At 69.2% G+C, this 23,847-nt stretch carries 16 protein-coding genes; 12 read left to right on the top strand and 4 right to left on the bottom strand.

Annotation, left to right across the window (positions count from 1 at the left end; genetic code table 11):
• Positions 1 to 4: 4 nt before the first annotated feature.
• Complete coding sequence (locus ACE3QW_RS00655; RefSeq protein WP_374250016.1) at positions 5 to 2,293, bottom strand: heavy metal translocating P-type ATPase; 2,289 nt, start codon at positions 2,291 to 2,293, stop codon at positions 5 to 7.
• Positions 2,294 to 2,358: 65 nt separating this feature from the next.
• On the opposite strand from ACE3QW_RS00655, the gene ACE3QW_RS00660 reads away from it, so the two are divergent.
• Positions 2,359 to 2,862 (top strand): helix-turn-helix domain-containing protein, encoded by a 504-nt coding sequence (locus tag ACE3QW_RS00660; RefSeq protein WP_374250017.1) that lies wholly within the window; start codon positions 2,359 to 2,361, stop codon positions 2,860 to 2,862.
• A 3-nt stretch (positions 2,863 to 2,865) separates the two neighbouring features.
• Here the strand turns inward: ACE3QW_RS00660 and ACE3QW_RS00665 are convergent, their stop codons facing one another.
• Positions 2,866 to 3,906: a helix-turn-helix domain-containing protein gene (locus tag ACE3QW_RS00665; RefSeq protein WP_374250018.1), complete on the bottom strand. Its 1,041-nt coding sequence runs from the start codon at positions 3,904 to 3,906 to the stop codon at positions 2,866 to 2,868.
• A 489-nt stretch (positions 3,907 to 4,395) separates the two neighbouring features.
• On the opposite strand from ACE3QW_RS00665, the gene ACE3QW_RS00670 reads away from it, so the two are divergent.
• The 7 genes from ACE3QW_RS00670 (at position 4,396) to ACE3QW_RS00700 (ending at position 14,062) form a co-directional block, all read left to right on the top strand.
• A complete protein-coding gene (locus ACE3QW_RS00670; RefSeq protein WP_374250019.1) occupies positions 4,396 to 5,217 on the top strand; it encodes a hypothetical protein in 822 nt (273 codons plus the stop codon).
• Positions 5,218 to 5,340: 123 nt separating this feature from the next.
• Positions 5,341 to 6,591 (top strand): Hsp70 family protein, encoded by a 1,251-nt coding sequence (locus tag ACE3QW_RS00675; protein WP_374250020.1) that lies wholly within the window; start codon positions 5,341 to 5,343, stop codon positions 6,589 to 6,591.
• A gap of 134 nt (positions 6,592 to 6,725) precedes the next feature.
• Positions 6,726 to 9,260, top strand: a complete 2,535-nt coding sequence (locus tag ACE3QW_RS00680; protein ID WP_374250021.1) for an alpha/beta hydrolase — start codon at positions 6,726 to 6,728, stop codon at positions 9,258 to 9,260.
• A gap of 73 nt (positions 9,261 to 9,333) precedes the next feature.
• A complete protein-coding gene (locus ACE3QW_RS00685) occupies positions 9,334 to 10,188 on the top strand; it encodes an alpha/beta fold hydrolase (RefSeq protein ID WP_374250022.1) in 855 nt (284 codons plus the stop codon).
• A gap of 218 nt (positions 10,189 to 10,406) precedes the next feature.
• A complete protein-coding gene (locus tag ACE3QW_RS00690; protein WP_374250023.1) occupies positions 10,407 to 11,444 on the top strand; it encodes an AraC family transcriptional regulator ligand-binding domain-containing protein in 1,038 nt (345 codons plus the stop codon).
• A 219-nt stretch (positions 11,445 to 11,663) separates the two neighbouring features.
• Positions 11,664 to 12,581, top strand: coding sequence for a formylglycine-generating enzyme family protein (locus ACE3QW_RS00695; protein ID WP_374250024.1), 918 nt, complete (start codon positions 11,664 to 11,666; stop codon positions 12,579 to 12,581).
• Positions 12,582 to 12,592: 11 nt separating this feature from the next.
• Positions 12,593 to 14,062 (top strand): sulfatase-like hydrolase/transferase, encoded by a 1,470-nt coding sequence (locus ACE3QW_RS00700; RefSeq protein WP_374250025.1) that lies wholly within the window; start codon positions 12,593 to 12,595, stop codon positions 14,060 to 14,062.
• 39 nt (positions 14,063 to 14,101) lie between these two features.
• Here ACE3QW_RS00700 and ACE3QW_RS00705 read toward each other — a convergent pair whose 3' ends face one another.
• Positions 14,102 to 15,541: an ATP-binding protein gene (locus ACE3QW_RS00705; RefSeq protein WP_374250026.1), complete on the bottom strand. Its 1,440-nt coding sequence runs from the start codon at positions 15,539 to 15,541 to the stop codon at positions 14,102 to 14,104.
• Entirely contained in the window at positions 15,538 to 16,257 is a 720-nt protein-coding gene (locus tag ACE3QW_RS00710) for a response regulator (protein WP_024281143.1), read from the bottom strand. Before ACE3QW_RS00710 ends, ACE3QW_RS00705 begins: the two co-directional genes overlap by 4 nt.
• A gap of 272 nt (positions 16,258 to 16,529) precedes the next feature.
• Between ACE3QW_RS00710 and ACE3QW_RS00715 the strand changes: the two genes are divergently transcribed.
• The 4 genes from ACE3QW_RS00715 (at position 16,530) to ACE3QW_RS00730 (ending at position 23,789) form a co-directional block, all read left to right on the top strand.
• The gene (locus ACE3QW_RS00715) at positions 16,530 to 18,743 is read left to right on the top strand and encodes a PepSY domain-containing protein (RefSeq protein ID WP_374250027.1); all 2,214 of its coding nucleotides are present in this window, start codon (positions 16,530 to 16,532) and stop codon (positions 18,741 to 18,743) included.
• 193 nt (positions 18,744 to 18,936) lie between these two features.
• Positions 18,937 to 20,463, top strand: coding sequence for an efflux transporter outer membrane subunit (locus ACE3QW_RS00720; RefSeq protein ID WP_374250028.1), 1,527 nt, complete (start codon positions 18,937 to 18,939; stop codon positions 20,461 to 20,463).
• A gap of 10 nt (positions 20,464 to 20,473) precedes the next feature.
• Positions 20,474 to 21,760, top strand: a complete 1,287-nt coding sequence (locus ACE3QW_RS00725; protein ID WP_374250029.1) for an efflux RND transporter periplasmic adaptor subunit — start codon at positions 20,474 to 20,476, stop codon at positions 21,758 to 21,760.
• Between the two features lie 13 nt (positions 21,761 to 21,773).
• The gene (locus ACE3QW_RS00730) at positions 21,774 to 23,789 is read left to right on the top strand and encodes a MacB family efflux pump subunit (protein WP_374250030.1); all 2,016 of its coding nucleotides are present in this window, start codon (positions 21,774 to 21,776) and stop codon (positions 23,787 to 23,789) included.
• The last annotated feature ends 58 nt before the right edge of the window (positions 23,790 to 23,847 follow it).

Below are 23,847 nucleotides of genomic sequence, written 5' to 3' on the forward strand. Positions count from 1 at the left end.
GGGATCACTCCCCCGTCCGCCGCAGAAGCCGCAGCGCGTTGGCGGTCACGAGCACGGTCGCGCCGGTATCGGCGAGAATGGCCGGCCAAAGGCCGGTGATGCCGGCGACGGTGGTGACGAGGAACACCGCCTTCAGTCCCAGCGAGATACCGATGTTCTGGCGGATGTTGCGCATGGTCCGCCGGGACAGGTCGATCATGCCGGCGATGTCCCGGACGCGGCCATGCAGCACGGCGGCATCCGCCGTCTCCAGCGCCACGTCGGTGCCGCCGCCCATGGCGATGCCGATATCAGCCGCAGCCAGCGCCGGCGCATCGTTGATGCCGTCACCCACCTTGGCGACGATCTCACCCTGCCGCTTCAGTTCGGAGACGATGCGCTGCTTGTCCTCCGGCAGAAGCCCGGCGCGCACCTCGATGCCGAGCGCGCGGCCGATTGCGGCGGCGGTGCGGGCGTTGTCGCCCGTCAGCATCATCGTGCGCAGCCCGCGTTCCTTCAGCGCCGCGAGTCCCGCCGCCGCATCCGCGCGCGGCTCGTCGCGCATGGCGATGGCGCCCGCGAGCACATCGCCGACGATGACGAGGGACACGGTCTTGCCCTCGTCGTTCAGCCCTGCGAGGCGATCTTCCGTCTGCGGATCGAGCGCAACCCGCGCAACCCCCGCTGCGACGGAGCCGAGGAACACCTCGCGCCCCTCAACGATCCCCGTCACCCCCCTGCCGCCCAGCGCACGACCATCGCTCGCGGCGGGAATGGAGAGGCCATCAGCGGCAGCGCGGTCGAGGATGGCCTTCGCCAGGGGATGGCTCGATCCGCCCTCCAGAGCGGCAGCAAGGCGCAGCACCTCCGTTTCGGGCAATGCGAAGCCGATCACATCCGTCACCTTCGGCCGTCCCTCGGTCAGGGTGCCGGTCTTGTCGAGACAGACCACAGTGACCTTGCCTGCCGTCTCCAGCACCGCGCCCCCCTTCAGGAGCAGCCCGCGGCGCGCGCCGGCGGACAGGCCCGAGGCGATGGCCGCGGGGGTCGAGATGACCAGCGCACACGGGCAGCCGATGAGCAGGATGGCGAGGCCCTTGTAGACCCATTCGCCCCAGTCGCCGCCCAACAGCAGCGGCGGGACGGTCGCCACCAGCGCGCCGATGACCACGACGGCGGGGGTGTAGACCCGCGAGAAGCGGTCGATGAGCCGCTCGGTGGGCGCGCGCGCCTCCTGAGCCTCCTCCACCAGCTTCACCACGCGAGCGATGGTGTTGTCCTCGGCCGTCGCAGTGACGCGCACGGTGAGCGCCGCATCGCCGTTGACGGTGCCGGCGAACACACCCGCGCCGACGCCCTTGGTCACGGGCGCGCTCTCGCCGGTAACCATGCTTTCGTCGATCCCGCCCTCTCCCGCGACGATCTCGCCATCGGCCGCGATGCGGTCGCCCGGACGCACGAGGATGGTTTCACCCACGGCGAGCTGCGCCGCCGGCACTTCCACGAAATCGCCGCCCCGCGCCACCAGCGCCGTCTTCGGCACCAGGGCCGCGAGCGCCTTGATGCCATCGCGCGCCCGACCCGCGGCGAAGCCCTCCAGCAGCTCGCCGACAAGGAAGAGGAACACGACGGCCGCAGCTTCCTCCGCCGCGCCGATGATGACCGCGCCCACGGCCGCGATGGTCATCAGCGTTTCGATGGTGAAGGGCATGCCGACCGCTGCGGCTGCGAACGCACGGCGGGCGATGGGCACGAGGCCGACCAGCATCGCGGCGATGAACAGGGGTGTCTGAACCTGCGGCAGGATGAGGCCGGCCAGGAAGGCCGCCGCGAAGGCGGCACCGCTGGCAAGGGTTAGTCGCGCTTTGCCGTTGGACCAGAACCCGCCCTCCCCCGGTTCCGCACCATGGGCGTGATCGTGGCCGCCGGCAGGCGCATCCCGATCCGGAGGATGGCTGGAGTGGTCGTGCCCCGCATGGGGATGATCCGCGTGATCATGCCCGCCATGATCATGGCCCCCATGGGCACCATGATCATGATTGCAGCACGCCTCGGGGGCCGCGGCAGGAGCGGACGTGCGGGCCGGCTCGACGTTCGCGAGGGCGAGGCCATAACCCATGGGCTTCAGCCGCGCCGGCAAGGCCGAGAGATCGGCACCGGAAACGTGCCGCACGACCAAGGTCGCCGCCGCCACGGACACGCTCGCCGCCGCCACTCCGTCCAGACGGCTTGCCACGGCCTCGATCTTCGCCGCGCAGGATGCGCAATCCATGCCCGAGACGCGATAGCGAGTCTGAACCTGCCCGGCTGTCATGATGCCGCCTTTCCTTTGGTCATGGTGGCAGCCTAAATGCTCTAGTAACTAGAGGAGCAACCCCCATGGCTCCGGTGCACGCGCACCTCACAATCGGCGAAGCCGCCCGTATCAGCGGCGTGAAGGTGCCCACCATCCGCTTCTACGAGGAGACCGGCCTGCTGCCGCACCTGCCGCGCAGTGAGGGCAACCGCCGGCTCTATGACGATGCGCAGGTGAAGCGCCTCGCCTTCATCCGCCATGCCCGCGAGCTGGGCTTCGGCCTCGATGCCATCCGCACGCTGCTGACCTTGCAGGATCGCCCCGACCAGCCCTGCGCCGAGGCCGATGCCATCGCCGGCGCTCGCCTCGACGAGGTGCGTCGGCGCATCTCCTCCCTGAGGGCGCTGGAGGCGGAGCTGGAGCAGATGGTGCAGGCCTGCGCCCACGGCCAGGTCGCCGAATGCCGCGTCATCGAGACGCTTGCCGACCATGGTCGGTGCAGCTTCCACCGCGACATCGAGACCTCCCGCGACACGGCTCCCCAACCGGCCACGCAAGTGCGCGCGAGGACGAAGGGGCGACGTTAGCGACTACTCGGCCTCGTTGCCGGTGTCCGTCCTCTCGCCGAGCGCGCTGCGCCGTAGGCGACTCGGCGAAGTGCTCGTCCAGCGCCGGATGGCGCGGCTGAAACTGGCGTTGGAGCCGTATCCCACCTCCGCCGCCACGGTCCGAATGGCGCTGCCAGTGGCGGTGAGGCGGGCGATGGCCTGCTCGGCGCGCACCTTGTCGATCAGCTCGGACAGGCTGGCCCCCTCGGCGGCCAGCCGGCGTTGCAGGGTGCGCCGGCTCATGAACGCGAGTTCGGCGATGCAGGCGAGGCTCGGCTCGGTGCCGGCTTCCATGAGGGCTGGCAGGATGGTGGTGATGGAGCCGGCCAGCGTGCCGTCGCCGCGGATCACCGCAGAACCCGCGGGGACGGCAACGTCGGCAACCTGCCGCCCGTTCACATAAGGCCGGTCGAGCACCGCATCGGAGAAGACCATGGTCACGGTGCGGTTCGCCGACGGCACCACCTCGCAGCCGAACTGGGCGCTCATGCCCTCAACCCCGTGGCGCGGGTGAGGCGTCAGTTCCATCCGCTCGATCAGCGGACCCTCATGGCCCGTGCGCAGGGCCACGGTGCGGATCAATGCGGCCACATACTGGTGCACGAAGGACAGGTGCTCGGCATCCACCGGCACGCGAAAGGCGTGGCGTACCGCGCCACCGCCAGGATCGGGCGTCAGGGTGAACAGCTCGTGGGAGCCGTGGTGCAGATAGGCGCGCGCCACCTTGGTGAAAGCCTCCCGCGGTGTGCGGGAGGTCATGACGATCTGGCCCAGAAAACCGAGTTCCTCGATCCCGGCATGGGCGACCATGCGGCAGGGCACATCATGCCCCTCCCGCCCCACGACCTCCATCAGCAGGCGGATTCCGGCCATGAGCGGGATCGGGCGGTCACGGTCCTCGATCAGCCCCGCCGGTAGGCCGGCGTCGAGCAGCATCTGGTCGAGCGAGTAACCGCTATCGCGCAGCCAGACCATGAGCGGCGCGATGGCCGCGGCGCGCACCAGAGGCAGTGTCGTGGTCACGGGTGCCCTCGTCTTCCAATCTCTTTCTCGACCGGCTTGGCTTACGGCGACCCGACGTAGCTGCCACCGCTCAAGCTGGACAGTAACAGAGCCTGTTCACACGCTTTCACCGTGGCGCGCAAGATCAAAACCCGCACGGCGTGAGGACTTGGCTTCACACCCGCGCGAACGGAGGCCCTGTTACGAAACGTCAATGATTGCAAGGATGCACACGAAAACCCGCATTCCTTCAGAAGTCCCCTTGCGCAAGCCCACACTCCCGTTGCTGCATGGCCACACCCGGCCGGGAATAGCGTGGGCGGGGCAGTTCCGCCCACGCGGCTGCGCTAGGATGGCGCGGCCGGCGCATGACAAGACCCGGCGAGGCGCCCCAGGACGGCGCCGGCTCAAGACGGGGGAATTATGGTCCGGGGGCATCAGTTCGAAACAACGGCCGCACACCGCTCGGCCGGGTCAGACGGCACAGCTCGCACGCGTCGGGGGGCGCGAGTGGGATTGCGCGCCGCGCTCGCCATGCTGGTCGCGGGCGCGATGCTGGCGATGGCACCCGCGCGTCCTGCCCACGCTGCGGACCTCGGCGTGGCGCCCGCTGCGCAGCCCCCGGCGGCGTCCAGCTGGCAGTATCAGGCCACCTTGTACCTTTGGGCGACCGGCATCGACGGCGACATCGGCATCCGCCGCCTGCCGGCCATTCCGGTGGACATCACCTTCGGCGACGTGATGCAGAACTTCCAGGGTGCGGTGATGGGCAACTTCATCGCCAAGAAAGACAACTGGACCCTGTTCGCGGACGTGTTCTGGTCGCAGCTCGGCACCAGCAAGAACCTGTCGACCGCCGGCCAGCCCCTCGTCGATTTCTCCCAGCGCCTGTTCATCCTGTCCGGCGCCGCCGGCTACCGGCTGCCGGTGGGGGACGACGATTTCGACCTCTCCGCAACCGCCGGCTTCCGCTATCAGCGGCTGTCGGCCAACACCTCCCTCAGCTCCATCTTCGTGCCCTTCGCCATTTCCGAATCTGACTCCAAGGACTGGCTGGATCCGACCTTCGGTCTCGCGCTGCAGTGGAAGCTCAACAAGCAGTGGTTCCTGAACGCACTTGCGGACGTCGGCGGATTCGGATTGCCGGCGAGCTCCAAGCTCTCGGCGCAAGGCCTCGTGGCGGTGGGCTACAACTGGAATGAATCCTGGTCGACGGCGCTCGGCTATCGGGCCCTCTACACCGACTACGAATCCATCACCTCGCCCACCCGCGACTTCCGCTACAACACCACCATGCATGGGCCGTTCATGAGCATCGGCTACCACTTCTGAGCACCCTCACAGCGCCCGGGCGACGGCAGTCGCCCGGGCGCTGGCTGCGCTTTCTCTTGCGCTGCAGCGAGACTTGGTCTAGCTAGCCCGGCCTTCCGCACCCGCATACGGCAAGGAGGCCCGATGACCGCCTGCGGCCTCGATTTCGGCACCTCCAACACGACCCTCGGCCTGAACGGATCCAACGGCCCGCGCCTCGCGCGGCTGGAGGGCGCATCCGACACCCTGCCGAGCGCCATCTTCTTTCCCTGGACCGGCACCCCGCTGGTGGGCCGCGCCGCCATGGCCGCCTATGTGGGCGGCGAGCAGGGCCGCCTGATGCGCGCCCTGAAATCCGTGCTCGGCACGTCCCTCATCGAGGAGACGACGCCGGTCGGCCGTCGCCGGCTCGGCTTCAAGGGCGTCATCGGGGAGTTCCTCGCCGAGGTAAAGGCGCGCGGCGAGGCCGAGGCCAACGGGCCGCTGCGCGAGGTCGTCCTCGGCCGGCCGGTGCATTTCGTCGATGGCGACGCGGACGGCGACAAGCGCGCCGAGGAGACGCTGGGCTCCATTGCCCGCGACATCGGCTTCAGCGCCCTCTCCTTCCAGTTCGAGCCCATCGCGGCCAGCCTCGACTATGAGCGGCAGGTGGCCGGCGAGGAGCTGGCGCTGATCGCCGACATCGGCGGCGGCACCTCGGACTTCTCCATCGTGCGCATCGATCGCGGGCACCAGAACCGCGCCGACCGCGCCTCCGACATCCTCGCCAACGAGGGCGTGCGCATTGGCGGCACGGATTTCGACCGGCACTTGTCTCTGGCCGTGGTGATGCCCCTGCTGGGCCATGGCAGCCCGCTGAAGCGCAAGGGCCTCGCCATGCCGGCGGCGCTCTATCACGACCTCGCCACCTGGTCAGCCATCAACCGGCTCTATGACGGGCGCACCGCGCGCTCCATCCGCGAGCTGGAACGCGCGGCGGCGCAGCCGGAGCTGGTCTCGCGCCTCGCGCGCGCCGTCGAAGAAGAGCGCGGCCACGGCCTCGCGCTCGACGTGGAGGCGGCCAAGATCCGCGTGGCCGAGGAGGGCGCCACGGAACTCGATCTCGCCGTGCTGGAGGCCGGGCTTTCGGTCGGCATTTCCCATGACGACCTCATCGCCCACACCGGGCTCCTCGCCGAGCGAATCGCCGGGCGGATATCGTCCTGCCTCTCCGCCGCCGGACTGACGGCGGACGCCATCGATGCCCTGTTCCTGACCGGCGGCTCGACCCGCCTCGCCCATGTGCGCGCCGCCATCTGCGCCTGCGTCCCGCAGGCCCGGGTGATCGAGGGCGACACCTTCGGATCGGTGGGTACCGGTCTCGCCATCGAGGCGGCGCGGCGCTACGGCGGCTAAGGGTTCGCGCCGCCCACAGGTTGCGCGCATCCTCCCAACGGCCATGCTTCACAGCCATGCTTCCCTTGGGCGCGCGGGCATGCTGTTCTCTCTCCGGACGGCGGCGATGACAAAGACCGGCCGCAGGAGGAAACATGAGGTACGCCATAGCCTTGGGCCTCGCGCTCGCCGCGACGGCCCTGTCCGTGACCACCCCTGCCGCCTACGCCCAGACGCCGGCCGCACCGGCCCAGGCTGTTCAGGCGCCGCAAGCGCCCCTCACCGGCACCTGCTCGCAGCAGCGGCTTTGCCAGCTCAAGAAATTCTACGAGGTCGCCAACTTCAGGATCGGCGGCCGCTACGACCTGTCGAACCCGGATAAATGGGCAAACGGCGGGGAAGGCGGCACGACGCTGGAATCCCTCGGCGCCGGCCCGGCGAAGACAGCCTACATCGCGCTCGGCACCCCGAAGCGCAACGCCGCCGGCGAGATCACCAACGCCGTGGTGATCAATTCCTTCTATTCCGGCGACGCCACCGACATGTACGCCCAGTGGGTGGAGGGTACGGCCCTTTCCGGCGGCTCGGTGATCGGGCCGGGCAAACCCATCGATACCGACCAGTATTACGTCGTGCTGGTGGATGCCCTCGGCCTGTGGGGCACCAGCAAGCCCTCGGAAGGGCTTGGGCAGAAGTTTCCGCAATACAGCTACCAGGACATGGTGCAGGCTAATTACCGGATGCTGCGCGACCATCTGAAGGTCGCCCGCGCCTCGCTCGTCACCGGCGTCTCCATGGGCGCGACGCAGACCTATGTCTGGGGCGTGATGCATCCCGACTTCATGGACGGCCTGATGCCCATCGGCGGCACCAGCCAGTCGGATGGCGAGGACCCGGTGGGCAACTGGACCTTCCAGCTCATGTCAGCCGCCATCGAGAGCGACCCCCAGTGGCGCGCCACCGGCGGCAACTACTACAACCTGCCCAAGGACAAGCACCCCAACCAGGGCGTCGCCTTCGGCTGGTCGATCCTCAACCTCACCGGGTTCGACTTCCAGCACCGCTCGCAGCAGGACTGGTCGACGGTGCAGCGGGACGTCTTCTACTGGAACCCGCCCAACCCGCAGGCCGGCGCCTCCATCGCCGCCCGCTCGCTGCTGTTCGATGCGGTCGACCTGCTGTGGCGCAACCGCGCCGGCGAGACCTACAACATCAATGCCGAGCTGAAGCGCATCAAGGCGCGCACCCTCGTGATGCACATCGAGAACGACCAGTGGCTCACTTTCGACCGCGCCAAGCGCACGGTGGAGAAGGTGCCCGGCGCGGACTTCGTGCATGAGAAGAGCCCGGTCGCCCATTACGGCGTCTTCCCCATCCTGAAGAACCGCCAGTTCGATCCCACCGTGGCCGCCTTCCTCGGCGACGTGTCGCGCCTCACCCGCAATCGCGAGATGGCGGCGAAGACACACCGCACGCCCTCGGTCGCGGCCGACATCACCCCCGACAAGTCGTTCTGGAACAGCTTCGTCACCTATCCCTTCCCGGTGAAGAAGACCAAGGCGAAGGACAGCCGCGGTGTCGAGTGGGACATCGGCTACATGGACGAATATGCGGGCACGGCCGCCAATCCCGACGTGCTGGTCATCGTCCACGGCAAGGGCGCGTTCGGCGGCCATTACGGCAACATCATGCGCATCGCGCTGGAGCGTGGCCTGCGTGTGATCGCCGTGGACATGCCCCATTACGGCATGTCCGGCCCCGGCAACCTCAACAAGAGCCCGGCCCGCACCCTGCAGGACATGCGCGACGTGCTGCACGAGGTGGTGGTGAACCAGCTGAAGGTTACCAAGGCCGCCTATCTCGGCCATTCCATGGGCGGGCAGATCGTGCTCGGCTACGCCCTCTCCTGGCCCGAGGCGGTGACCAAGCTGATCCTCGAAGCACCGGCCGGCCTCGAGGAATATCCCCGCGAGGTCACGATCGCGCCGGGCAAGAAGCTCGATCTGTTCGATCCCGCCTTCGCCCACGATTTCGACGCCTGGAAGAAGGCGTGGGACCAGACCGGCCTGCGTGAGCGGGAGAAGAACCTCACCGCCCAGCAGATCGACGACTTCTACCACTTCCGCAGCCGCGATCCCGTGACCGGAGCTGTGACGCCCCAGCGCAACGGCTACTTCCTGCGCGACAGCGAATATGCCCGCCTCCACACCGCCCAGCGCATCGGCATGATCAAGGGTGATCCGCGCGAGCTTCAGCAGTGGGTGGACGTGTTCACCTTCGACATCTACGCCATGGTGGCGGAGCTTCAGGAGAAGGACCCCAAGAGCCTCTACAAGCGGCTAACCGAGATCAAGGTGCCGATCTTCCTCGCCTTCGGCGACAAGGAACCCTTCATCCCCGGCACCGCCTTCAACGGGCTCACCGACCTCTCCCGCCAGTTGGTCCTGCCCTTCATGCGCCGCATGAACACGGCGGGGCGCGACGTGCAGGTGAAGATCTATCCCGGCACCGCTCACTTCATCCACACGGACGAGCCGGTCGCCTTCGCCGAGGATGTGGTGGACTTTGTGGAGACCGGCCGTGTGCCCACCGGCGCGCCGGCGAGCATCGACCGCCTCATCCACGGCGCACCCGCCGCCGCAGAGGCCGCGCCGGCCAAGGCTGCGGCGCCGACCGGATTGAACAAGTAGGTGCCGCCAAAAGGTTTGCGCTCCGGACCCGGAGCGCAAACCGCCCTCGGCGCGCCCCTGACAAGAGGCCCCCATGCAGACGCTCGACGTGAACGGCCTTCGCCTCGCCTACCGGGAATGGGGCGCGGGGGACACGACCGTCCTCTTCATCCACGGCAATCTTGCCAGCAAAGAGTGGATCGAGCTGGCAGCTCCCCACTTCCCGCGCGGCGTGCGCACTGTGGCGGTGGACTGGCGCGGCTGCGGCGACAGCGACAAGCCGGCGCCCGCCGCCGACTTCTCCAACTATTCCATTGCCCAGCACGCCGACGACATGATCGCGGCGCTGGATGGGCTCGGCATTCCCTTTTGCCACCTCGCCACCCACTCCACGGGCGGCATCATCTCGACTCGCTTGATCCTGAAGCAGCCGGAGCGCTTCGGCCGGGTATTCTCCCTGTCGCCAGTCGGCCCGCAGGGCATCGACTTCCCGCCCGAGAAGACCGCCTTCTTCGGCCAGATGAAGGAAAGCCGCGACCTCACCCGCCAGATCATGGCCGCGACCGCGCCCAGCCTGTTCGTGGATGAGACGCTGTTCAAGGGCCCTGCCCGCTTCATCCCCGACGCCGGGCCGCGTGCCGCCCTGTTCGACCGGATCGTCGATCAGGTCTGGGCGGTGTCCGACGGCATCTGGTTCGGCACGCCCGACACCCTCACCAAGGAGGCGAAGAGCGGCGAGCTGAAGGGGAAGATGGCGACCATCCGCCATCCCCATCTCGTGGTCTGGGGCATGCGTGACGGCGTCATCAAGGAAGCCGACATGGTGGAGATGGCTGCGGTGATGCCCGATTGCCGCTTCGTCGCCGTGCCCGGCATCGGTCATTCCATGAATTTGGAGGCGCCGGAGCTTTACGCCGGCTATTTCGGCGCGTGGTTCGGCGGGCTCTGACCCTGCCGCCCTCCGCGCCTGTATCCGGGCGCGTCCAGTCCCGGAACCGGTCACTTCGCCCACCTCGAACCCGAGCCGGTGACGCTACCGGAGCTTGACCACCGCGTCGCAGGTGGGGTTCAAAGGCAGGGGGGCGCCGGATCATCCGGAGACCGATCGCGGGCCGAGCCGCCCGGCGCATCGGCCCCTGATGCCCGCCGATATGGAGTCCGCAGCCCATGTGGGACCGCCATCCGATCCGGCTCTCGCTCGTCCACATGCTGCCCAAGGTCGCCGACGTCCAGGGCGTGCCGCTCGCACCCCTGTTCGGCCGGGCCGGGCTTGCCGATGCGACGCCCCGCGATTGCGCGCTCGATGACACCTCGCTCGGCGGCGATCGCGTGGTGGCCCGCGGCCAGATCTCGACCCTGCTGTTCCATCTCGCCCGGCGCAGCGGGGAGGCCGCCATCGGGCTTGATCTCGCCGATGCCGCTGATCCCACGCGGCTGGGCCTGGCCGGCCGTGCCCTGTTCGCCGGGCGCACCCTGCGCGACTGCTTTTCCGCCCTTCACCACCAGATGCCGGACCTGCAGGGCGGTGTCTCGGTCGCGATCGAGGAGCGCGACGGCGTCGCGCGCTGGCGTCACCGTCTCGCCGACAGCGATCCCGAGCACGCGCAGGTGCTGAACGAGGGCGTCGCCACCTTCGTCCTGCGCGCGATGCGCGCCATCGCAGGCTCGGACGCGGCGCCGCTGCACATCCGCTTCGCCCATCGCGCGAAGGCGCCGCCCACGCTCTATGAGGATCGTCTCACTGCCGGCGTCAGCTTCGGTTCGGGAGACGGGATCGAGATCACGTTCGATGCCCGATGGCTCGACAGCCCAAACGTGCTGTTCGCCCCGGCACCCGATGGCGGCGGTACGCCACTCGCCGCTGTTACGCTGAGCGACGACGCCCTGATCGGCATGATCGAGCCCCTGTTCGACAGCGCCGCCCTTACCGGCACCCTCTCCCTTGTGGATACGGCCCGCAGCCTCGGCCTGTCGCCCCGCACCCTGCAGCGGCGGCTCGCCCGGCTGGGCACGTCCTACGAAGAGCAGTTGGACCTCTGGCGGCACGCGCAGGCGCGGCTGCACCTCGGCGGATCGTCGGTGCCGGTCGCGTCGGTGTCGCGCGCTCTGGGCTATGGCCATCCCGCGCATTTCGTCCGGGCATTCCGGCGCTGGGAAGGCCGCACACCCCTCGCCTTCCGGACCGCCGCACGGCTCGACCTGTAAGCGCCGAGTTGGCGCCAAATGGCAATTGAGAAGCCCACGCCGCTCCCGCTAGAGCAAGAGCCGGCTAAGACCGTGACATGCGGGGGACATGAACGGGCGCAGGCCGAGCGCGGAACGGTCACTGGCGGAGAGGTCATGCACGGGCAGAGCGGCTGCGCCGTCGCACATCAGGGGACTGGCTCCGTCGAGGACGCACCAGCCGCGGCCGGCGATCCGGACATGATCCGGATCGCCGGCGGGCTGTTCCGCATGGGCTCGAACGATCATTATCCGGAAGAGGCTCCCGTCCATCAGGTGCATGTGGATGCCTTCCTCATGGATCGCACCCCCGTCACCAACCGCGCCTTCGCCCGCTTCGTCGCCGCGACGGGTTACGTGACGGTCGCCGAGCAGGCGCCCCGGCCGGAGGATTATCCCGGCGCCAATCCCGCGCTGCTGGTGCCCGGCTCGCTGGTGTTCCGCATGCCCATGGACGCGGGCGATCCCGACGACTGGACCCGCTGGTGGCAATTCGTGCCCGGCGCATGCTGGCGCCACCCGCAGGGACCCGGCAGCGATCTAACCGGCATCGAGGACCACCCCGTCGTCCACATCTGCCACACCGATGCGGCCGCCTATGCGGCATGGGCCGGCAAGGCGCTGCCCACCGAGGCGGAATGGGAGTTCGCGGCGCGCGGCGGGCTCGACGGCGCCGCCTTTGCCTGGGGGGACGAACTCGTCCCCGGCGGCGTCCACCGCGCCAACACATGGCAGGGGCGCTTTCCGGTAGAGAACCTCGCCGAGGACGGCTTCGTCGGTACATCGCCCGTCGCGGCCTTCCCGCCCAACGGCTACGGCCTCCTCGACATGATCGGCAATGTCTGGGAGTGGACCGACGACTGGTATCGCCCGCGCCATCCCGCTCCCGCGGAGAAATCCTGCTGCCTGCCCCGCAACCCGCGCGGCGGGACCATCGAAGACAGCCTGGAATGGGCCGCCCCCGGTCTCGCCCTGCCCCGCAAGGTGCTCAAGGGCGGCTCGCATCTTTGTGCGCCCAGCTATTGCCGTCGCTATCGGCCGGCCGCGCGCCAGCCGCAATCCGTCGATACCGGCTCCGTGCACATCGGATTTCGATGTGTGCGTCGCCTCACCAGCTGACGAGGTATCAGGTGACTGATCGTAACGAGAAGACTGAAGAGAAGGTCCCGAGCCGCCGAGATGTGCTGGCCGGAAGCGCCGGCTTCCTCGCGGCCGTCGCCGGCCTCTCTTTGCTCGCCCCCGGCGCACGGGCGCAGGGGACGCCGCGTCCGCACATTCTCTACATTCTCGCCGACGACCTCGGCTTCGCCGACGTGGGCTTCCACGGCTCGGACATCAAGACGCCGAACATCGACCGCCTCGCCGCCGGCGGCGCCAAGCTCTCCCAATTCTACACCCAGCCCCTCTGCACGCCGACCCGCGCGGCGCTGATGACGGGGCGCTATCCCATGCGCTACGGCCTTCAGGTGGGCGTGATCCCGTCCGGAGGCACCTACGGCCTCGCCACCGAAGAATTCCTGTTGCCGCAGGCGCTGAAGGAGGTGGGCTATCGCACCTCGCTCGTGGGCAAGTGGCACCTCGGCCATGCGGACCAGAAATACTGGCCCCGCCAGCGCGGCTTCGACAGTTTCTACGGTCCGCTGGTGGGCGAAATCGACCATTTCAAGCACGAGGCGCACGGCGTCACCGACTGGTACCGCGACAACACGCTGGTGAAGGAAGAGGGCTACGACACCGACCTGTTCGGCGCCGAGGCGGTGCGAGTGCTGGGCGCCCATGATCCCAAGACCCCGCTCTTCCTCTATCTCGCCTTCACCGCTCCACACACGCCCTATCAGGCGCCGCAGCGCTATCTCGACATGTATGCGCACATCGCCGATCCCTCACGGCGTGCCTATGCGGCGATGGTCACCGCCATGGACGACCAGATCGGCCATGTGGTAGCGGCCCTCGAGGCCCGCGGGATGCGGGAAAACACGCTCATCGTCTTCCATTCGGACAATGGCGGCACCCGCAACAAGATGTTCGTGGGCGAAGGGGCGCTGGCCGGCGATCCGCCGCCCAACAACGCCCCCTATCGCGACGGCAAAGGCTCCCTCTACGAGGGCGGCACCCGCGTGGTGGCGCTCGCCAATTGGCCCGGCCGCATCAAGCCGGGGCAGGCGGACGGGGTGATGCACATCGTCGACATGCTGCCGACCCTAGCGAAGCTCGCGGGGGCAGACCTCAAGCAGTCCAAGCCGCTCGACGGCAAGGATGCCTGGGCGGCGCTCGCCGCCGGCGCCCCCGGCCGCGACGAGCTGATCTACAACGTGGAGCCGACCACGGGCGCCGTGCGCGACGGCAAATGGAAGCTCGTCTGGCACGTCCTGCTGCCGCCGAAGGTGGAGCTGTTCGATCTCGACGCCGACCCCGAGGAGAAGACCGACCTCTCGATGCAGAACCCCGCGAAGGTGGCCGAGCTGAAGGACAAGGTGGTCGCCCTCGCGCGCACCATGGCGCCGCCCCTGTTCTTCTCCAACGCCCTCAAGGCCACCCTCTCCGCCCCGCTCGCGACGCCAGATGCCGGCCTCTACGAACTGGAAATGGAGGACGACTGACGCCTTGCCGCCGCCGCGGCCGGGCTGAAGAGCGAGCCTTCAGCTTTGCATGGCCGTCGGCAGCACGATCTCGGCCCGGAGGCCGCCGCCGGGGCGATTGGCGAGGGTCAGTTCGCCGCCGTGAGCCTTGACGATGCTGCGGGCGATGGCGAGGCCGAGGCCGATGCCGCCGGTCTCGCTGCTGCGCGAGGGTTCCAGTCGCACGAAGGGCTGGAACGCGTCCTCGAAACGATCTTCCGGCAGGCCCGGCCCGTCGTCCTCGACCCGGATGGAGACGGTGCCCGGCCCTGTCTGGCCAACCGTGACTTCAGCGCGGCGCCCATAGCGCACCGCATTGTCCACGAGATTGCGCAAGGCCCGCCGCATGGCGACCGGCCGGCAGGGCAGCAGGACGTGAGCGGCCATCTGGTCCGCCATCCCCGCATCTGCGCCGACACCAGCAAATTCCTCCACCACGTCCGCGCACAGATCCGCGATGTCCACCGTCCGGGTCTCCTCGCTGGTCGCTTCGGCGCGGGTGAAGGCGAGGGTCGCCTCGCAGATGGCGACCAGCTCGTCAATCGTCGCGACGATGTCGTTGCGCACCTCCACGTCGTCCACGAACTCCGCCTTGAGACGCAAGGTGGTGAGCGGCGTGCGCAGGTCATGGCTGATGGCGGCGAGCAGGCGCATGCGGTCGCGCACGAACTGGCTGAGGCGCTGCTGCATGGTGTTGAAGGCGCGCGTCGCCGCCGCCACCTCGGACGGTCCCCGCACGTCGAGCGGCGGGACACTTTCGCCGCGGCCGAACCGTTCGGAGGCATCGGCAAGGGAACGCAGGGAGCGGGTCTGAAACCGCACGCAGGCCACCGTCACCAGGGAGACGGCCAGCGCCGAGATGAGGAAGGAGAGCACGATGGGCCGGCTCCAGATGCCCGGCAGCCCCACCACCGCATCCACATGCAGCCAGCGCTGGCCCGAGAGCGGCACGCTGAGCGCCACAACGCCGAGACCCGGCCGCAGAGGGCGACTGGGCCCACCCGTGCCACGGCGCAGCCAAGGAAAGTCCTCGCTGCTGCGCTCGGGGCAGCGGCTGTCCCACTGGCCGTCGGTGTCGATGTGCACCGCCGGCGCTCCGTTGCCGACGCCATGCAGGCGCCGCGACAGGAGGCGGGCGAGCCCTTCTTCCGTGGAGGTCATCTCATGCGGGTCGGGAGGGTCGGCGGAAACCCATGCGCAGGTGCCGCGCGTTGTGAAGGCACCTGCGAGCCGGTCGGCCTGCTCCTGCGGCATGGATTCGATGAGGCGGGTGAGCGTCACCGTCTGGCTGAGCGCCTGCCCGCGCACGATGCCTGCCACCACCGCGTCGTGCTCGCTCTGGAGAACCAGCACCAGCAGCACCTGCGCCAGCGCCAGAGTCGCCACCAGCAGCAGCACCAGCCGCCCGGCGAGGCTGCCGGGCCAGAGGAACCGCAGAAGCCGGTTCGCAAGTCCTCTCACGCCTCCACCTCCACCGGCGCGGCGAAGACGTAGCCATCGCCCCACACCGTCTTGATGAGGGTGGGGTTCTGCGGGTCGCGCTCGATGCGGCGCCTCAGGCGGCTCACGAGGTTGTCGATGCTGCGGTCGAACACCTGGGCCGGGCGGCCGGCGGTGATGTCGAGCAGCTGGTCACGCGACAGCACCACCGAGGGGCGGGTGACGAAGGCGAGCAACAGGCGGAACTCGGCGCTGCCGAGACGCACTTCGCTGCCGGTCTCGTCCAGCAGCACGCGGCGGCCGGGATCGAGCTGCCAGCGGTCGAAGCGGTAGAGCGCGGGATCGCCCTGCTGCGCCCGCGCCGGCCCCTGCGCCCGGCGCAGGATGGCGCGGATGCGGGCAAGCAGCTCGCGCGGATTGAACGGCTTGGTGACGTAATCGTCTGCGCCCAGTTCCAGCCCGACGATCCGGTCGGTCTCCTCCGCCACCGCGGTGAGGAGCACGACGGGAATGTCGCTCGCCTGCCGGAGCTGGCGGCACAAAGTCAGGCCGTCCTCCCCCGGCATCATGATGTCGAGCACCACGAGGTCGAAGGTGCCGGTGCGCATCTGCTGGCGCATGTCCACGCCGCCGGATGCGACGCTGACCCGAAACCCGTTCCGCGTCAGGTATTTGGCCAGGAGTTCGCGAATTTCGCGATGATCGTCGACGACCAGGATGTGCGGCGTGCGTTCCATCTTGCCGTTGGGCTGCCGTTCTCTCGGGTTGGGACGCGGGCGCCGGCCGCGTTCCCTTCGGTGCGACTTGAGCCGACCGGCAGGCGCCCGGCCACCGCGAAATTGTATCCAACTGTATCAGCGCCGCCGCGTGGGACGAACATTTACGAAGCGACCGCTGCGGGACAAATTTTCCGGACGCGGATAAGGCATGAACATCCGCAGCGAACCCCGTAGCCAGACCGCCCCGCGCGTCCAGCCAGCACGCTCAGGTTTCGTCTGGAGTTGCAAAGATGTCGTTTGCCGCCGTGCGCCGCACGCTGATCTTCCTCCACCGCTGGATCGCACTGATCCTGACGCCCGTCTTCCTCGTCATCATCGTCACCGGCGCGGTGCTGTCCTTCCGGCCCATCGTGAACAACGGACAGGGACCACAGCCCGGCACGACCGTGGACGTCGCCGCCCTCACCCAGATCGTCGGCACCATCGAGAGGACCGGAAAACCCGGCGCAATCAGCGTGGTGGAGGGCGGCCGCGCGCTCCAGGTGCTGTCGCAGGACCCGGCCGTCGCGGGCCGCTGGGACGTCGCCAGCGGCGCCCACACCCCAGCGCCGTCCGGCGGCATCGACATCTTCCGCACCGCCGAGGGACTGCACAAGACGCTGCTGCTCGGCCTCGGCATCGTGGTGGAGATCGCAAGCTTCCTGATGCTCGGGATCATGGTGGCCGGGCCCTTCCTGGCGTGGCTGCGCTTCCGCAACAGCCTGATGGGCTGGCACACCGCCATGGGCTGGCTCCTGCTGCCGCTCACGCTGACATCGCCGGTGACGGCGGTGATGCTCTCGCTGCACATCGGCACCGGATCGCGGCCCGAACTGCCGCGTGCCAAACGCCCGGTGAGCATCACCCAGGCGCTCGCCATCGCCGGGCCAGATCTCGACCTGAGCCGTCTCGCAGGAGCCCGCCGGTTCCGGGGCGGCACGGTGATGCTGCAGATTGCGCCGGATGCGACCGGCCGGAACGGGGGCGGCTTTGTGGTCACCGATACCGGCGTCACGCCGCTTGTCGGCGGCCCGGGCCTCGTCAAGCAGATCCATGAGGGCACCTGGGGCGGGGCGTGGTCGGGGGCGCTCAATTTCGGAATTTCACTGGTTCTTCTGGGCCTTACCATCACCGGGGTGTATTCCTGGGTGCGACGCAAGGCCCGCAACCGGGTGCGGCCGGTGGCGGCCGGCGGCGATATCCTCGTCGCGCACGCCAGCCAGACCGGCACCGCCGCGCGTCTGGCGGGGGCGGTGTTCGAGGGGCTGATCGCTGGTGGGGAGAAGGCGACGCTGGCGCCCCTCGGCGCGCTAAAGCCGGCCGACATCGCCCGCTTTCCCCTGGTCCTCATCGTGGCCTCCACCACCGGCGAGGGCGAGGTGCCGGACGGCGCGCGGGCCTTGCTGAAGCGCCTGAAAGCCAGTGATCTCAATGGGATACGCTTCGCTCTGCTTGCCCTGGGCGACCGCAGCTACGCCAATTTCTGCGGTGGTGGCCGGCGCCTGCGGGAGGCTCTGCTGGCGGCGGGTGCGGTCGAGGCGCTGCCGCTTCGGGAGGCCGATGGCGATCCGTCCGGCGCCTTCCGCGCCTGGGTGGACGCGGTGCGTGGCGAACTCGCCCTGAACTGCACCATCGCCGGCCTGCCGGCGGTCTCGCCGCCGCTCGCCCTCACCGTCGCCGACCGCCAGCGCCTTGATGTGCCCGGCACCGACAACACGCGAGAAACATGGAAGATTTTTCTGCAGAGCGCGGAAGATCTCGCCTTCCGTCCCGGCGATCTGGTACGGATCGCGGCGGGTGCGGGAGAGCGGCCGCGCTCCTATTCGGTGGGCAGTTCCAGCCGGGTCGATCCGCGCCGGCTCGCCCTCACCGTCCGGCTGCATGAATGGACCGCAGAGGATGGCGGGCGGCATCTCGGGCGGGTCTCCGGGTTCCTGTTACGTGAAGCAGAACAAGGGGTTATGGTCGAGGCCCGGCTTGATCCGCATCCCGGCTTCAACCCGCCGGCCGATCCCTCCTGGCCCATCATGATGATCGCCGCCGGTTCCGGCATCGCGCCCTTCCCCGGCTTTATCGCGGAACGGCGCGCCTCGGGGCGGGCGGGGCCGGCGTGGCTGATCTTCGGCAACCGCCATCGTGCCGGCGATTTCCTGTGGCGCGATATGTTCGAGACGGCCCTCGCCGATGGCACGCTGACCCGCATGGACACTGCATTCTCGCGCGATTCCGACGACGGCGCGCGGGTGCAGGACCGGCTTTGGCAGCATGCTGCGGAGGTATTTGAATGGCTCGTTGAGACGAAGGCCATCGTCTATATCTGCGGTCGCCGGGCCATGGCGGAGGCGGTATTGGAAAACCTTGCGCAGGTGCTGGTGACGGAGGGCGGGCTGAAGCCGGAGGCCGCGCGGGCGGAGATCGGGCAGTGGGTCGCCGAAGGGCGGGTCCGCGTGGACACGTTCAACTGATGGCGCATATTGGCGCACTTTCACCAGGTGTCAGGTGGGTGTCAGGACGGCATTCGGTGCAGGTTCGGGACGAGATTCAATTTCGGGGCGGGAAGGCAGGTTGCGCGTGCATGGTTTAGACGGCCAGACCGACCCGGCGGCCCCCTCTCCGGCCGGATGTCCCCCGGTCGCGAGACCCGTGGGGGAGAGACCGGTGGGGTGGCGGCCTCAGCGGGCGGGATCCCTGCGGGCGACCCTGGGCGTCCTGGTCGCGCTCACCCTCTCCGCCTGCGCGGTCGGGCCGGAATACGACACGCCGGAGCTGACCCTCCCCGGCCACTGGGGGGCGACGGCGAAGCGGGCGGAGGCGGCGCCACAGCTGAAGGCGTGGTGGCGGCGCATGGGCGATCCCATGCTCGATGCGCTGATGACGGAAGCGGTCGCCGGCAATCTCGATGTGGCCACCGCCAAGGCCAATGTGCGGGCCGCCCGCGCCTCCTACCACCAGCAGATGGGAACGCTGTTCCCTGAGATCACCGGCAATGCCTCCGGCACGCGGGGCGACAGCGGCGGCGGGGTCAGCCCCAATGGCGACATCACCGTCTCCAACGGCTACGGCCAGTATCAGGCGGGCCTTGATGCCAGCTGGGAGGTCGACCTGTTCGGCGCCAACCGCCGCGGGGTGGAGGCGGCGGCCTACAATGTGGATGCGGTGGTCAACAGCCTCGACGCGGTGCTGCTGACGCTGGTGGGCGATGTCGCCTCCTACTATGCGGACGTGCGCGGCTATCAGGCGCAGATCGCCCTGGCCCGCAGCACCGCCGCCTCGCAGAAGGAGACGGAGGCGCTGACCCGGCGCAAGCTCGATGCCGGCGCCGCCTCGGCCGTGGACCTCGCCAACGCCTCCGGCCTCGTCGCTTCCACCGAGGCCAACATCCCGGAGCTGGAGGCCTCCCTCGCGGCGGCCATCCACCGCATCTCGGTGCTCACCGGCCAGCCGCCGGCGGCGCTCATGCTGCGCCTGTCACGGGTCAAGCCGGTCCCGACCCCACGCCTGCCGGTGCCGCGCGGCATTCCCGCCGACGTTCTGACCAACCGGCCGGACGTGCGGGCGGCGGAACGCGCGCTCGGCCAGTCCACCGCCCTCATCGGGCAGGCGGAGGCGAACCGCTATCCCTCCATCAGCATCACCGGCAACATCAACGCCACCGGCTCGCGGCTCGGCGATCTCGGCCGCGCCTCGTCCATCAGCTGGGCATTCGGGCCGACGCTCACGGTGCCGATCTTCACCGGCGGGCAATTGAAGGCGCTGGTGGACCTCGCGGAGGCCAATCGCGACGTGTCCTTCATCGCCTACAAGGCGAGCGTGCTGACGGCGCTGGAGGATGTGGAGAACGCCTCCGTGTCGCCCTCCCAGCAGCGCCTCAAGACCGGCAAGCTGACCATCGCCGTCACCTCCTACGGGGAGGCGGCGCGGCTCTCCCGCGCGCTCTACGAGAACGGCTCCACGAGCTTCCTCGACGTGCTCACCGCGGAGCGCTCGCTCTATTCCGCACAGACCCAGCTCATCCAGAGCCGGGTCGCGACCACGAAATACTACATCGCCCTCAACAAGGCGCTCGGCGGCGGCTGGGACGGGGGGATCGACACCTCCAGACCTGAGGTGGTGGACCAGAACACCGGCCCCCACTTCGCCCGCATCGCGCCACTCGCGCGCCCCGACGGGAGCGCCCAGCCATGACGGTGCTGCCGTGAACGCCTTGCCTCCCCTCGACGAAACCCGCACGGCGCCGGCCGCCGGCGCGACCCGCCCGAAGAAGAAGCCCCGCCGCCGGCTGTGGCGCTGGGGACTGCTCGCGCTCCTGATCGCCGCCGGCGCCTACGGCTACAGCCGCTACACCGCCCCGGTGCCCGGCACCGGGCTGATGACCGCGCCCGTCACCCGCGGCAATCTGGAGGAGACGGTACTCGCCTCCGGCACGCTGAAGCCCTCCAACCTCGTGGCGGTGGGCTCCCAGGCCTCGGGCCGCATCCTCTCCATCAAGGTGAAGCTGGGGGATGAGGTGAAGAAGGGCGACCTCATCGCCCAGATCGATTCCGTGACCCAGGAGAATTCCCTGCGCACCGCCGAGGCGGCGCTGGCCAACACCCGCGCGCAGAAGGCGGAGAAGGAGGCGACCCTCGTGCTGAACGAGCAGACGCTGGCCCGCCAGAAGACCATGGTGGCGCAGAAGGCGGTCTCGCAGGCGGATTTCGAGGCGGCCGATTCCGCGGTGAAGGTGACGCGCGCGCAGCTCGCGGCGCTGGATGCGCAGATCATCTCGGCGCAGGTGGCGGTGGACACCGCCCGCGCCAATCTCGGCTACACGCAGATCACCGCCCCGGCGGACGGCACCGTGCTCGCCCTCGTGGCGCAGCAGGGCCAGACGCTGAACGCCACGCAGACCGCGCCCACCGTCGCCATCCTCGGCCAGCTCGACGTGATGACCGTGCGGGCTGAAATCTCCGAGGCCGACATCATCAAGGTCGCGCCCGGAATGCCCCTGTGGTTCACCGTGGTGGGCGCGCCGGACGAACGGCACAATGCCAAGCTGGGCTTCATCGAGCCAGCGCCGGAGAGCCTGAAGAACGACAGCAGCTTCTCCACCACCAGCAGCTCTTCGTCGTCCTCCTCGTCGGCCACCACCTCCGTGGCCATCTACTATATCGGCGTGTTCGACGTGCCGAACCCCAAGGGCCGGCTGCGCACCTACATGACGCCGGAGGTGCACATCATCCTCGGCCGCGCCGAGAACGTGCTCACCGTGCCCTCCACCGCGCTGGAGCGGGCCGGCAAGGGCTGGCGCGTGCGCGTGCTCCATGGCGACGGCACGGTGGAGCGCCGCCCGGTGGAAGTGGGCCTCAACGACAAGGTGACGGCGGAGATCCGCTCCGGCCTTTCCGAGGGCGAGCGGGTGGTGACGGGCGAGGCCGTGGCCGGCGCGTCCGGCAGCGGTGCCGGCGGCCCGCCCCGCCGCCCGCCCATGGGCGGGCTGTGAGGGAGCGGCGGGCATGAACGCGCCCAATATGAACCTATCCCTCGCTCCGCCTCTGGCGGAAACCGGCGAAGCGCCGCTGATCCAGCTCAAGGGCGTGTGGCGCGAATATCCCTCCGGCGAGGGCACCATCGCCGCGCTCAAGGGCATCGACCTCGACATCGCCCGCGGCGAGATGGTGGCCATCGTCGGCGCCTCGGGCTCGGGCAAGTCGACCCTCATGAATATCCTCGGCTGCCTCGACCGGCCCACCTCCGGCAGCTACCGGGTGAGCGGCAAGGAGACGGCGGCGCTGGAGCCGGACGAGCTGGCGGCGCTCAGGCGCGAGCATTTCGGCTTCATCTTCCAGCGCTACCACCTGCTCGGCGAACTCTCCGCCCTCGGCAATGTGGAGATCCCCGCCGTCTATGCCGGCGCCAATGCCGAGGCGCGGCGCGAGCGGGCCGAAGCCATTCTCGCTAGGCTCGGCATGGCGGACCGCACCGGCCACCGGCCGGGCCAGCTCTCCGGTGGCCAGCAGCAGCGCGTCTCCATCGCCCGCGCCCTGATGAACGGCGCCGACGTGATCCTCGCCGACGAGCCCACCGGCGCGCTCGATTCCCGGAGCGGCGCCGAGGTGCTGCGCATCCTCGACGAGCTGAACGCGGAAGGCCGCACCATCATCATCGTCACCCACGACATGAAGGTGGCCGAGCGGGCCCAGCGCGTGATCGAGATCCGCGACGGCGAGATCGTCGCCGACCGCCCCTCTGCCGCCGCCCGCACCCGCATGGTGAGCGTGCCCAGGGCCGCCGCCGCGCCGCCCTCGCGCATCGCCCGCTGGCGCGCCTTCGGCGACCGGCTCTACGAGGCCTTCATCATGGCGCTGCTGGCCATGAACGCGCACCGGCTGCGCACCTTCCTCACCATGCTCGGCATCATCATCGGCATCGCCTCGGTGGTGTGCGTGGTGGCGCTGGGCGAGGGCTCGCGACAGAAGGTGCTCGCCAACATCTCCAGCCTCGGCACCAACACGCTGGAGATCTTCGCCGGCCGCACCTTCGGCGATACAAGATCGGGCAAGATCACCACGCTCGTGGTGGCGGATGCCGATGCCCTCGCCCGCCAGCATTACGTGGCGGCGGTGACGCCCACCGTCTCCAAATCCACCACCGTGCGCTTCGGCGGCACCGAGGCCAGCGCCCTCATCAACGGCGTCGGCGAGGGCTATTTCGCCGCCAAGGGCGTGCGGCTGACGCAGGGCCGGCTGTTCGACGCCGACAGCGTGCGCGCCCGTACCCTCGAGGCGGTGATCGACGAGAACACCCGCAAGACCCTGTTCGCGGACGTGCCCGGCGGCCCGCTCGGCAAGGTCATCCTCATCGGCGACGTGTTCGCCCGCGTGGTGGGGGTGGCGGCGCCGCAGCAGGGCGGGTTCGGCTCCAGCCAGAACCTCTCCGTCTACCTGCCCTACACCTCGGTGCAGTCCCGCTTCGTCGGCTCCACCTCGCTGCGCTCCATCACCGTGAAGGTGGCCGACGACGCGCCCATGGATGTCGCCGAGCAGCAGGTGACGCGCTTCCTCCTGCAGCGCCACGGCACCAAGGACTTCTTCATCATCAACACCGACGACATTCGCAACACCATCACCGCCACCACCGAGACCATGACGGTGCTGATCGCCGCCATCGCGGTCATCTCCCTCATCGTCGGCGGCATCGGGGTGATGAACATCATGCTGGTGTCGGTGTCGGAGCGGGTGGGCGAGATCGGCGTGCGCATGGCGGTGGGGGCGCGGCAGAGCGACATCCTCAACCAGTTCCTCATCGAGGCGGTGCTGGTGTGCCTCGTGGGCGGCGTCACCGGCATCGCGCTGGCGCTGGGGTTCGGGGTGCTGTTCGCCTATTCGGGCTCGAACTTCACGCTGATCTATTCGGCCAGCTCCATCATCGCCGCCGTGGTGTGCTCCAGCCTGATCGGGGTGGGCTTCGGCTATCTGCCGGCGCGCAACGCCTCCCGCCTCGACCCGGTGGCGGCGCTGGCGCGGGACTGATCAGCGCCTGCGCAGCCAGCGCCCGAAGCCGCGGCGCGGGCGGGCAGCGCGGGCAGCG

Source organism: Xanthobacter sp. (genome assembly GCF_041911315.1).
Lineage (GTDB): Bacteria > Pseudomonadota > Alphaproteobacteria > Rhizobiales > Xanthobacteraceae > Xanthobacter > Xanthobacter aminoxidans.

Bases quoted from the DNA above. Each gene is read 5' to 3' on its own strand.
- ACE3QW_RS00685 (WP_374250022.1), top strand. From the start codon at position 9,334: ATGCAGACGCTCGACGTGAACGGCCTTCGCCTCGCCTACCGGGAATGG.
- ACE3QW_RS00675 (WP_374250020.1), top strand. From the start codon at position 5,341: ATGACCGCCTGCGGCCTCGATTTCGGCACCTCCAACACGACCCTCGGC.
- ACE3QW_RS00715 (WP_374250027.1), top strand. From the start codon at position 16,530: ATGTCGTTTGCCGCCGTGCGCCGCACGCTGATCTTCCTCCACCGCTGG.
- ACE3QW_RS00680 (WP_374250021.1), top strand. From the start codon at position 6,726: ATGAGGTACGCCATAGCCTTGGGCCTCGCGCTCGCCGCGACGGCCCTG.
- ACE3QW_RS00660 (WP_374250017.1), top strand. From the start codon at position 2,359: ATGGCTCCGGTGCACGCGCACCTCACAATCGGCGAAGCCGCCCGTATC.
- ACE3QW_RS00695 (WP_374250024.1), top strand. From the start codon at position 11,664: ATGATCCGGATCGCCGGCGGGCTGTTCCGCATGGGCTCGAACGATCAT.
- ACE3QW_RS00710 (WP_024281143.1), bottom strand. From the start codon at position 16,257: ATGGAACGCACGCCGCACATCCTGGTCGTCGACGATCATCGCGAAATT.
- ACE3QW_RS00690 (WP_374250023.1), top strand. From the start codon at position 10,407: ATGTGGGACCGCCATCCGATCCGGCTCTCGCTCGTCCACATGCTGCCC.
- ACE3QW_RS00730 (WP_374250030.1), top strand. From the start codon at position 21,774: ATGAACGCGCCCAATATGAACCTATCCCTCGCTCCGCCTCTGGCGGAA.
- ACE3QW_RS00655 (WP_374250016.1), bottom strand. From the start codon at position 2,293: ATGACAGCCGGGCAGGTTCAGACTCGCTATCGCGTCTCGGGCATGGAT.